The organism is Sediminivirga luteola (assembly GCF_014639315.1).
GTDB classification, from domain to species: Bacteria; Actinomycetota; Actinomycetes; order Actinomycetales; family Brevibacteriaceae; genus Sediminivirga; species Sediminivirga luteola.
In genome coordinates this window covers 110342-121819 of sequence record NZ_BMFY01000003.1, presented here as the reverse complement: position 1 = coordinate 121819, position 11478 = coordinate 110342, and the positions used below count along the sequence as shown (strand labels likewise).

The window sequence follows — 11478 nt, the reverse complement described above, 5'->3', positions numbered from 1 at the left end:
GAACGCCCGGATCCCCGCCGTCCACCCCTCCGGCACCCGCGACGGTCGGCCCCCGGAGCCCTGACACTCCGGCAGCTGGCACGCCGGCAGCAGATCTGCCGACAGCCGGTTCCTCCGCGACGGATGCGCCTGCGACAGGCTCGCAGGCGCCCAGGAGCACCGCACATTGGCACGATTACCCGACCGGCTTTGTCGGTGAGCTTGCCGGTATGACGATTCGCACACTGATCCCCTTCCTGGCCGGGGTCGGTGCGGCAACTGTGCTTGCTTTCGCCGCCGGTCTCCTCGCCGAAGAGGGCCTGCTGAGCCATCCCGTACTGTCCAGCGCCGTGGACCAGCTCAGCAGGGTCGGCGTCGGCCTTGCCCTGGGCGGCGCCTATCTGGGCTGGCTCGCCGTCGTCCTGGCCCGGGGAGTCAAGGAGGTCGCGACCTCGCGTGCGCTGGCCGCCGCGGCAGCGGCAGGCGCGCCCAGGAATGCCGTGCCGCATCCGCAGCAAGTCGAGGCGACTGTGCGCAAGGCCTTCGGCTCGTTCACGGGTTTCGCCCTCATCAACCTGATCATCGGCGGCTTCCTGGTGATCTTCCTGGGGATCTTCACGCTCACCTACGACGAGCCCTTCGTGTCAGGATGGATCGTCTTCGGCGTCGGCGTGGCCTACCTGGCCGGCATCGGCTGGCTCGCCCGGTCCGTCCTGCACACGGTCCGCCCCGCGCACGAGGCCGGCCGCGAGGCGATCGCCGCCCACTGGCGCACCGAGGACGAACAGGCCGCCTGGGATGCCGCGCACGAGACCGTCCGGAGCAGTCCGGCCCACCGCCCGGGTCTTGGCGCGCTGCTGAGTTACGCCGGCGGCGGTCTCGCCGCGCTGGCGTTCATGCTGCTGCACGCGCTGCTTGCAGTGACGCACCCCGACGCCGAACGATGGCCCGGCGGCCGGGCCGGTACCCGCGCCACCTACGGGGCCGATGTCGAGCGCCTCATCGACGTGGGGCTGTGGGGCTTCGCGATCTGCCTGACGCTGGCCGTCGCAGCCGCGCTTGCCGGCACACTCGTCGAGGGCGCCGTCCAGCGCCGGGAACAGGCATCCCTCCAACAGGCGCTCGCCGACCCCTCGGCCGCCCGGCCGGACGAGGATCTCCTGGGGCGGCACGCCGAACGCCATGCCGTCGCGGCCGCGCAGGCCCTGTCCGGACTTGCGGGGGCGGGCACGACCGTCGGGGCCGCGATCCTCGTCCTCGGCAGTGGGGTCATCAGCGATCTGAGCAACCTCTACTCCGACGCCGAGACCATCTTCGCCGATCTGCGCCCGGTCGCCGGCATCACGCTGGCTGCCTCGCTCGCCGCGCTGGTGGCGGCGTTCGGATGGAACGCGGCGTCCAGCGGCAAAAACCACGAGCTGCGCAACGCGCTCCTGAAACGCTGGCCCGTGCTGCCGGAGCCGAAAGCCGACTCCGAGGGGAACGTCCACCGCGCCCGTCGCGGTCCCGCGCTCCACCGCGCGGACTGAGCCGGACGCCGCTCAGTTCCCAGCCGCCCAGAAGTTCATTGGGTCGATCACCGGTTCACACGTGCAGCCGCGCGGCCTCCCCGTGACGACCGCGGTTTCAGCCGTCTGCTCCTGCTTCCTCCGGCCACCGGGCAGGCACCGGCGCCGGGCCGGTCCCGCGCTGGCCCGGCCCGTGCCCTTCCTGGCCCCTCTCCTTCGTGAGCGCAAGAGAGGCGAGGAGCCGCCAGTTCTGCTCAGTCGGGTTGTTCTCAGCCACGTGATAGGTGACGATCTTCAGTCCGGGCTCACCGGGCATCTCCAGGACGTCGAACTGCAGGTCCAGCCGGCCGACCTCCGGATGGCGGAAGCGCTTGATGCCGGTCTGGTGGATGTGGACGTGGTGGCCCGCCCATTCCTGACGGAACAGCGGGCTGCGAATGGACAGCTCGCCGATGAGCGCGGTGAGCTTTTCATCCAGCGGATTGCTGCCGGCGGCCATGCGCAGCGACGCCGCGCACATGCGCCGGATATCCGCCCACTCGACGAAGTACTCCTCGGCCCTGGGGTCCAGGAAGGCGAAGCGCACCGAGTTGGGTCTGCCGTCCATCTCCAGTTGCGGGGAGTAGAGCAGCCTGCCGATCGCGTTGGTGGCGATGATGTCAGCCCTGTGGTTCTCCACGACGGCAGCGGAGTCCATGCCGTCGAGCAGGCGCTGCACGGACTCCCGTACTCGCTCCGGGACCGAAGCGCTCGCGGTGAGAGGAGCCGGCGCCCGGCCGGCCAGGTCAAACAGGTGGACCCGCTCGGCCTCGCTCAGTCGCAGCGCTCGGGCCAGTGCGTTGAGCACGGCGTCGGAGGCGCCGGCGATGTGCCCGCGCTCCAAGCGGGTGTAGTACTCCACGCTCACTCCGGCCCGGACCGCGACCTCCTCACGCCGCAGGCCCGGTACCCTGCGGGAGCGCCCGGGGCGGGGGAATCCCGCCTCTTCCGGCCGCACGCGCGCCCGGCGGCTCATCAGGAAGTCCCGTACGCTGTCCTTGTCGTTCATCCGCGATGCCTCCGTCTCAGCTGAGGGTGGAGATGTCGATCACGTAGCGGTACCGGACCTTGGAGGCCAGGACATTCTCCCAGGCCCGAGTGACCTCGTCGGCGCCGATGATCTCCACCTCGGGGACGATGCCGTGCTCCCCGCAGAAGTCCAGCATCTCCTGGGTCGCCTCTATTCCGCCGATCTTGGAGCCGGTGTAGATCCGCCGGTTGTCGAACAGCGTCATGCTATCCAGGCTGGCCGGCTCGGGCGGCACTCCCACACTGACCATGACCCCGTCGAAGCGCAGCAGCCGCAGGTACTCGTTGTGGTCGATGGGGACGCTGACGGTGTTGAGGATGATGTCGAAGGCGTCCCGCAGCGCGGCGAAGGTCTGCGGGTCGCCGGTGGCATGGTAGTGGTCCGCTCCCAACCGCAACCCGTCCTCCTTCTTGCTCAGGGTCTGGGAGAGCACCGTGACCTCGGCACCCATGGCATGGGCGAGCTTCACGCCCATGTGCCCCAGGCCGCCCATACCGACGATGGCGACCCGCTTGCCCGGGCCGGCGCCCCACTGCCGCAGCGGGGAGTAGGTGGTGATCCCGGCGCACAGCAGCGGGGCGGTCTTCTCGAACGGCAGGTTCTCCGGGATGCGCAGGACGTAGTTCTCATCGACCACGATCGAGCGGGAGTAACCGCCCTGCGTGACGGCGCCGTCCGGGAGCTTGCCGTTGTAGGTGTCCAGCATCCCGTTCCGGCAGTGCTGCTCGAAGCCGTTGCGGCAGTTCTCGCATTCCCGGCAGGAGCCGACCATGCAGCCCACGCCGACCCGGTCCCCCACCGCATAGGCAGTGACCTGGTCGCCGATGGCGGAGACGACGCCGGCGATCTCGTGCCCGACGGTCAGCGGGTAGGGCACCGGCCCCCAGTCGCCGCGGACGGTGTGGATGTCGGAGTGGCAGATCCCGGCCCAGCGGATCTCGATCTGCACATCGTGCGGGCCCGGATCGCGGCGGTACACGGTGCCCCGGGTGAGCGGCGCGTGGGCGGAGGGTGCGGTAAGTGCTGTAACAGCAGGCATGGATTCTCCTTGCTCGCGAGAAGGTACTGCTCCACTTCACCACCGCGAGGCCGGCCGAGGGAGACCCTGTCAGTACCCCTCACCGGGAAGCGCTCCCGGCAGCGCGGTCTGCTGTTGCGGTCCCGGGTTACCGTTGCGCACCAGCTTGGTGCCGCATACACCACATGCCGGCTGATTCGAAGCAGGAGTCACTCCACATGCTTTCAAAGCATGTGTAACCCTCTACATCGGTGTCAGATCAACGATCCATCGCCCTCCTGTACACACATTTGTTCCTATAACCCGCGGTCCCCGACACAGAGCCCTGCGCCAGACAAAAGAAAAGTGCCAGGGCACCTGGGAAACGATGTCCTGACACTTCACATGAGTGCCCCCTGCAGGATTCGAACCTGCGGCCTTCTGCTCCGGAGGCAGACGCTCTATCCACTGAGCTAAGGGGGCGGGGCTGCGGCGTAGCAGCCTGAGCTAGTCTAGCACGAAAAGACCGCGCCCAGACCGCTCGCCGGAGGCGCGCCGGCCGCTGTCAGTCCCGGCCCGGGAAGTACTCCCAGTGCCAGAGTTCGTAGTTGTTCCTCGCGGCCCAGTCCGGGTTCTCCCAGCCGAACCGCTCGCCGTTGGCCACCAGCCACTCATACTGCTGGCCGGTTCCCGAGGACATGCCGCCGCCGAAGTCGATGGCCAGGCCCCAGCCGTGCTGAGAGGTGCCGGGGCGGGCCGCGAAGCCGGGCTTGCGGGCGGCCACGGAGATCTGCCCCTCCAGGGAGCGATAGCTGTCCGTGACGATCAGGTCTTTGCCGGTGTCCGCCTTGTAGGCGGCGTTCATCTTCGCGAATGCCACCGCGGCATCCGCACGGAGCTTATGACCGTCGATGCCGATCTCGCACAACCATTCCTCCGGCAGCTGGCCATTCTGCACCTCGCCCTGCGGGCGCTCGCCGTCGCAGCCGGGAAGGACCGTGCGGGTGATGGAGCGCGACGCCGCATCACCCTGATCGCGCTCGGAGACGTCCGGGACGCCTCCGGCGAAGGAGGACATCCGCTCGCCGCCAGCCTCGGGGTCGCCGCCGGAGACGGCGTCGCCCTCGGAGCCCTGGCCACCGACCGCCGCGGGCTGAAGCGGATTCAGCTCCGGAGCGGCCTTCGCCTCGGCCGGGACGGGCTCGGGCTGGGTGCCACCGGTCATCAGGACGGCTGCCAGGGCGACTCCGGCCGCCCCGACGCCGGCCACGGCGCCCACGGCGGCGAAACGCCCGGGCTGGCGCGGCTTGAGCGCTTTGCGGGCCGATCCCCGGGGCCGCAGCTCGATCGCCGGCACCGGCGCGAGAGAGGGCGGCTCTCCCTCATTCCCGCCGTCCTCGCGACCAGCGGGTGCAGTAGCCTTCCGGAACGCGGGACGAACATCCTCCCGCTTGGCAGCTTCCTCGAGTGCGCGGCGCTCGCGCCGGGTCATCGGCGCACTCGCATCCAGCTGCGAACTCACAATAAGACTCCAAAATCCATCTGGGCACTGGGCAACCGGCCGCGGAACACCCAGGAGTGCGTACGCGGGACCGGTGGGCGGGGAAGCGCTATGTCACAAGATCGTAATACAGATCGCGGGATCATGCACGTTTCGAGACCTTCACCCCGGAAAGAGCGGCCATATCAGTGACCTGAGTCACGCTTCGGCGCGTGGCAGTCACGGGACGATCACGAAACTGCAACGGCGATGTTGACATGGGCCCGTGGCAGGCGCTGCTCGCACTCGATGTGCCCGACCGGCCTCGCAGACAACGCACCGGGCCGCGTCACACCGGCCCTCGTGCCGCCTGGCTGGCTCAGTCTAACCCGAACGGCACCGGATACGGCGGCGAGCCGTACCGGGCATCGCAGCGGAAGGGTCCGGCGGCGGGACTCGCGCACCGCGGCCGCCCCATGCCGGTCCGGCGCAGCCGGTCCCGCAACCGCGCTGATCCGGCAGCCGTACCTGCTACCAGGACGCGGCTCGCGCAGCATGTCTCTCACCTGCCCCGAAGCCTGCTAAGGTGCAGTTCGCGGTTTCAACGTGATGCGCCCCACAGGGCGTACCCCACACGGTGAGCATCCCCACAGGAGAGAACTCAATGGACGCAATACTGGAATGGGCGGACAGCGTCGTCTGGAGCCCAGGGCTGGTCTGGCTCTGCCTCCTGGCAGGCCTGTTCTTCACCATCAGGGCAAAGCTGGTGCAGTTCAGCCAGATCCCCAATATGATCAGGAACCTGCGCGAGGGCGGCAGTTCGAAGGACGGCATCTCCTCCTTTCAGGCGCTGACCATGTCGCTGTCCGGCCGCGTGGGCGCGGGCAACATCGCCGGCGTCGCCGTCGCGATCGCCTCCGGCGGCCCCGGCGCCGTCTTCTGGATGTGGGTCGTGGCGCTGCTGGGTGCGGCGACGTCATTCGTGGAGTCCACCCTCGGCCAGATCTTCAAGGAACGCGACCCCCGCACCGGCGAGTACCGCGGCGGCCCGGCCTTCTACTTCGAGAAGGCCTACCGTCACACCCGCGCGGCAACGCCGATGAAGGTCTACGCCTGGATCTTCGCCGTCGTCTCGGTCGTCGCCCTGGGCATCTTCCTGCCGGGCATCCAGACCGACACCATGTCCGGGGCGCTCACCTCCGCCTTCCCGGTGCTGGACCGCTGGATGATCGGCGTCGTGCTGGCCCTCGTCCTCGGCGTGATCATCATCGGCGGCGTCAAGCGCATCGCGCACTTCACCTCCGTGGTGGTGCCGTTCATGGCCGTCGGCTACATCCTCATCGCGCTGATCGTGCTGCTGGCCAACGCCTCCGCCATCCCGGCGATGCTGGGACTGATCTTCGAATCGGCCTTCGGCGCCCACGCCGTCTTCGGCGGCATCCTCGGCGCGGCCATCGACCAGGGCGTGCGCCGCGGCATCTACTCCAACGAGGCCGGGCAGGGAACCGGCCCGCACGCCGCGGCCGCCACCGAGGTCTCACACCCGGCAAAGCAGGGCGTGGTCCAGGCCTTCGCGGTCTACATCGACACCCTGCTGGTCTGCTCGGCCACCGCGTTCCTGGTGCTCTCCACCGGAATGTTCCAGGTCTTCGACGGCGATGACGTCATCTCCCAGGCCACCAACCTGCCCGAGGGCGTCGAACCCGGAGCCGAGTACACCCAGTTCGCGTTGAGCACCGTGTTCTCTGGAGCCGGGCCGGCCTTCGTGGCAATCGCGCTGACCTTCTTCGCGTTCTCCACGCTGGTCTATTACTACTACATGGCGGAGACCAACCTGACCTACGCGATGCGCGGGGTCAGCAGCCCTACCGTCCAGCGCGGCGTGCTGGCGGCTCTGCAGGTGGCCATCCTGATCATCGTCTTCTACGGGGCGATGGGTGCCGAAGGGCGCGCCTGGGCGATCGGCGACATCGGCGTGGGCATCATGGCCTGGCTGAACATCGTGGGCATCCTGGTCATCCAGCAGCCGGCCTTCAAGGCGCTCAACGACTACCGCGCCCAGCTCAAGGCGGGTAAGGACCCGCAGTTCGATCCCCGCACGCTGGGCATCAAGAACGCCGGGTTCTGGGAGGAACGAGCGGACAAGCTGGCCCGCGGCGAGGAGCCGGAACAGCACCGCTGACAGCGCTGCGGCTGCGCTACCGGCGTCCCCGTCCGCGCGGGGCACCGCGCTGCCATCGTGAAGTGCTCAGGCAGGACCAGCCGGCGTCCCCGTCCGCGCGGGGCACCGGGTCCATGCAGGAAGCCGGCCACCAAGGATTCTGGTGGCCGGCTTCCTGCATCGGAGCGGCCGGTACGGGCCCGCGGCGCTAGGCGCGGCGCTGCATGGCGTCGCGCACTTCGCCGACCAGTTCCTCCAGCACGTCCTCCAGGAACAGCACGCCCTTCAACTCGCCCGTGCGGCTGAGCACCCGGCCGAGATGATTGCCCTGACGCTGCATCTCCGCCAGAGCCTCCTCGATCTCCTCGTTCTCGTCGATGTTCACGAGCGAGCGGTACCGCTTCTCCGGGATCGGGGCGTAGTAGTCCTCGGGGTTGTCCGCGTAGAGGACGTCCTTCAGATGGACATAGGCGACCAGGTCACCGTCGGCGTCCGAGAGCAGGTACCGGCTGAAGCCGCGCTTGCCGACCAGCCGCTCCAGATCCTTCGGGGTGGAACCGGCCGGGACGGTCACGAGTTCGTCCCGCGGCACCATGACGTCCCGCGCGGTCTTGTCCGAGAACTCCAGCGCCCCGGAGAGCAGGCCGACCTCGTCGCTGAGCTTGCCCTCGCGCTTGGACTCGGCGACGATCGACTGCACCTCCTCAACCGTGTAGGCCGCGTTCACCTCGTCCTTGGGCTCCACTCGCATCAGCCGCAGCACCAGGTTCGCCAGGCCGTTGAGCGGGACGATCACGAAGGCGAACACCCGTGAGAGGGCCACCAGAGGCGGCGCCAGCAGCAGAGCGGCCCGGTCCGAGACCGCCAGGGAGATGTTCTTCGGGATCATTTCTCCCACCACGACGTGCAGATAGGTCACCACCGACAGCGCGATGACGAACCCGATCACGCCGGACAGCGCCGCCGGGACGCCCAGGAACTCCAGGGGCCCCTCCAGCAGGTGGTGGATGGCCGGCTCGGCGATGTTGCCCAGCAGCAGGGAGCACACGGTGATGCCCAGCTGGCAGATGGCGAGCATCTCCGAGACGTGCTCCATGGCGTACAGGGTGGTCTTGGCCGCCTTGGAGCCGGCGTCCACCCGTGGTTCGATCTGGGAGCGCTTGGCCGCCACCACGGCGAACTCCGCGCCCACGAAGTAGGCGTTGCCCGCCAGCAGGACGACCAGCCAGACGAGTCCCATCCAGTCGCTCACGAGGCCTCCTCCGTCAGCAGAGACGCCGGGATGAACCGCACCCGGTCCACCCGCCGCCGCTGCATGCGCTCCACCCGGAGGACGCCGCCGGTGATCTCGACCGTGTCCCCCACCTCGGGGATCCGGCCGAGCGCGGTCATCACGAAACCGCCGACCGTCTCATACCCCGGATCCTCCGCGATCTGCGCGGGGATGACGCCGTTGACCTCGTCCGGGCGCATCAGGCCCGGCACCAGCCACGAGCCGTCGCGGGCAGGGCGCACGGTGATGCGCATCCGGTCGTGCTCGTCGGCCACCTCGCCGACGAGTTCCTCCACGACGTCTTCGAGGGTGACCATGCCGGCGGTGCCGCCGAATTCGTCGACGACGACCGCCATCTGCAGGCCCTGCCCGCGAAGCTCCATCAGGAGCGGATCGAGCGGCAGCGTCTCCGGCACGCGGATGGCCGGGCTCATCAGGCCCGCCGCGTAGGCGTCGTCGCGGTTCTCCAGCGGAACGGCGAGTGCCTGCTTCATATGCACGACGCCGACCAGATCGTCCCGGCCATCACCCGTCACCGGGAACCGGGAATACCCCGTCTGCCGGGCCAGGTCCAGGATCTCCCTGGCCGTGGCGTCCCGGGGCACGGTCGACATCCGGGTGCGCGGTGTCATGACGTCCTCGGCCGTGCGCGTGGAGAACGCCAGAGTATGGGCCAGCAGGTCGGCCGTGTGGACGTCCAGGGTGCCCGAACGGGCCGAGTGCCGCACCAGGGCGGTCAGCTCCTCCGGCGAGCGGCCCGAGGAGCCCTCCTCCTGCGGCTCGATGCCCATTGCGCGCAGCGCGCGGTTCGCGGTGCCGTTCAGCACCGCGATCACCGGCCGCAGGGCGATCATGACGGCCGTCTGGAAGGGCACCGCGAAACGGCCGGTGGGCAGCGGCACCGAGATGGCGAGGTTCTTGGGGACCAGTTCGCCGAACACCATCGACATGGCAGTGGCGGCCAGCATCGCCAGCGTCAGGCTGATCGTGCCGACGGCGGCTTCGGGCACGCCGAGCGCCGCCAGCGGTCCCTGCAGCAGGGAGCCCAGTGAGGGCTCCATCAGGTAGCCGGTCAGCAGGGTGGTCACGGTGATGCCCACCTGCGCGGTGGACAGCTGGGTGGACAGGTGCCGCATGCCGTTGGCGACGATGCCGGAGCCCCGCTCGCCGCGGGCCTGGGACTCCGCCACCGTGTGCTTGTCCAGCGCCAGGAGGGAGAACTCGGCGGCGACGAACATGCCGGTGCCGAGGATGAGCAGAAAAGCCAGACCGAGAAGGAGCCACTCCATCAGCGGGCTGCTCGTTCTCGATGGGATCCACCCGGAGCCAGCCGCAGACGCGGCTCCCTGGCTCGCGGAGCTGGGTGAGTGGGATGAGAGGAAGGGGAATCGGGGGCGCCGGCATCTAGCCGGCCGGAACTGTCACTTTCCATGCGGTGATGCTACCGCATGGCGGCGCCATGGCGCACGACGCCGCCGCGGCCCGCTCACCAGGTGCCGTGCAGCGGGCGCCCCTCCTCGTAACCGGCCTGGGACTGGATGCCCACGACGGCCCGCTCCTCGAAGGCAGCCAGGTCCGCGGCACCGGCGTAGGTGCAGGACGACCGCACGCCCGCGGTGATCTGGTCCAGCAGATCCTCCACCCCCGGGCGGGCGGGATCGATCAGCATCCGCGAGGAGGAGATGCCCTCCTCGTAGAGCGCCTTGCGCGCCTGCTCGAACGGCGACTCCCCTGCTGTCCGGGCCGCCACCGCCCTGGCCGAGGCCATGCCGAAGCTCTCCTTGTAGGGACGTCCCTCGCTGTCGTGCAGCAGCTCGCCGGGGCTCTCGTGCGTGCCGGCGAACCAGCTTCCGATCATCACCTGCGCACCCCCGGCGGCCAGCGCGAGCGCGACGTCCCGCGGATAGCGCACACCGCCGTCGGCCCAGACGTGCTTGCCGAGTGCCCGGGCGGCCCGGGCGCATTCGAGCACGGCGGAGAACTGCGGACGGCCCACCGCGGTCATCATCCTGGTGGTGCACATGGCCCCGGGACCCACGCCGACCTTCACGATGTCGGCGCCCGCCTCGACGAGGTCCTCCACGCCGGCGGCGGTGACGACGTTGCCGGCGACCAGCGGTACGCCGAGGTCGCGTGCGCGCACCTGGCGCAGCACGTCGAGCATCTTCTCCTGGTGCCCGTGCGCCGTATCGACCACGATCACATCGGCGCCTGCGGCCACGAGTTGCGAGGCCCGCTCAGCGGCCGCGCCGTTGACCCCGACTGCGGCCGCGATGCGCAGCCGGCCCTGGGCGTCGGCGTTGGGACGGTAGATCCCCGAACGGACCGCCCCGGCACGGGTGAGAGCACCCCGCAGCCTGCCCCCGGTCACCACCGGGGCGTAGGTGATGTGATGCTCGGCGAGGAAGTCGAAGGCGCGGCGCAGCCCCTCCTGATCCGGCTGCTCCCCGATCTGGTCGGTGTCCAGCACCAGGGGGCGGGCGTTCATCCGCGAGCCGACCGCGGTGAAACGGTCCGCGCCCTCCAGATCACGCGCGGAGACCACGCCGAGTACCGTGCGATCCTCGTCCACCACGACCGCGGCGCCGTGAGCGCGCTTGCCGATCAGGCCGAGCGCCTGCCCGACGGTGTCATCGGGCCCCAGCCGCACCGGCGTCTCGAACACGGTGTGCCGTTCCTTCACCCAGCGGATCGAGGCGGCCGCGGCGTCCATCGGGATGTCCTGCGGAAGCACCGCGATCGCGCCGCGGCGTGCCACCGTCTCGGACATGCGGCGACCGGAGACGGCCGTCATGTTCGCCACCACGATGGGCAGGCTGCCACCGGTGCCGTCCTGAGGGGAGAGATCCACGTCGAAACGGGATGACACCCCCGAGCGGGACGGCACGAGGAAGACATCGGAGTAGGTCAGGTCCTGGGTGGCTGCGGCGGACTCGGAGGAGGAGATGAAACGCATGCTCCCATTGTCTCACTCCCGCGTGGCCTCGTTCCCGCGCGTCCTGGCGCACGCC

8 protein-coding genes and 1 tRNA gene are annotated in these 11478 nt (G+C 69.5%); 2 read left to right on the top strand and 7 right to left on the bottom strand.

Annotation, left to right across the window (positions count from 1 at the left end; genetic code table 11):
• The first annotated feature begins 209 nt into the window (after positions 1-209).
• The gene (locus IEW13_RS03985) at positions 210-1508 is read left to right on the top strand and encodes a hypothetical protein (RefSeq protein WP_188549644.1); all 1299 of its coding nucleotides are present in this window, start codon (positions 210-212) and stop codon (positions 1506-1508) included.
• A 97-nt stretch (positions 1509-1605) separates the two neighbouring features.
• On the opposite strand, the gene IEW13_RS03980 is transcribed toward IEW13_RS03985, so the two are convergent.
• The 4 genes from IEW13_RS03980 to IEW13_RS03965 form a co-directional block, all read right to left on the bottom strand.
• Complete coding sequence (locus IEW13_RS03980) at positions 1606-2535, bottom strand: helix-turn-helix transcriptional regulator (RefSeq protein WP_188549643.1); 930 nt, start codon at positions 2533-2535, stop codon at positions 1606-1608.
• A gap of 16 nt (positions 2536-2551) precedes the next feature.
• Positions 2552-3595 (bottom strand): NAD(P)-dependent alcohol dehydrogenase, encoded by a 1044-nt coding sequence (locus IEW13_RS03975; RefSeq protein WP_188549642.1) that lies wholly within the window; start codon positions 3593-3595, stop codon positions 2552-2554.
• Positions 3596-3963: 368 nt separating this feature from the next.
• Positions 3964-4036, bottom strand: a tRNA-Arg gene (locus tag IEW13_RS03970).
• A gap of 82 nt (positions 4037-4118) precedes the next feature.
• On the bottom strand, positions 4119-5075 hold the full coding sequence (locus IEW13_RS03965; protein ID WP_229744920.1) for a M15 family metallopeptidase: 957 nt from the start codon (positions 5073-5075) through the stop codon (positions 4119-4121).
• 622 nt (positions 5076-5697) lie between these two features.
• On the opposite strand from IEW13_RS03965, the gene IEW13_RS03960 reads away from it, so the two are divergent.
• Positions 5698-7215, top strand: a complete 1518-nt coding sequence (locus IEW13_RS03960) for an alanine/glycine:cation symporter family protein (RefSeq protein ID WP_188549641.1) — start codon at positions 5698-5700, stop codon at positions 7213-7215.
• A gap of 187 nt (positions 7216-7402) precedes the next feature.
• Here the strand turns inward: IEW13_RS03960 and IEW13_RS03955 are convergent, their stop codons facing one another.
• The 3 genes from IEW13_RS03955 to guaB1 form a co-directional block, all read right to left on the bottom strand.
• Positions 7403-8446 (bottom strand): hemolysin family protein, encoded by a 1044-nt coding sequence (locus tag IEW13_RS03955; RefSeq protein WP_229744919.1) that lies wholly within the window; start codon positions 8444-8446, stop codon positions 7403-7405.
• Positions 8443-9756: a hemolysin family protein gene (locus tag IEW13_RS03950; RefSeq protein ID WP_188549640.1), complete on the bottom strand. Its 1314-nt coding sequence runs from the start codon at positions 9754-9756 to the stop codon at positions 8443-8445. Before IEW13_RS03950 ends, IEW13_RS03955 begins: the two co-directional genes overlap by 4 nt.
• 197 nt (positions 9757-9953) lie before the next feature.
• Positions 9954-11423, bottom strand: a complete 1470-nt coding sequence (gene guaB1, locus IEW13_RS03945) for a GMP reductase (protein WP_188549639.1) — start codon at positions 11421-11423, stop codon at positions 9954-9956.
• Between the last annotated feature and the right edge of the window lie 55 nt (positions 11424-11478).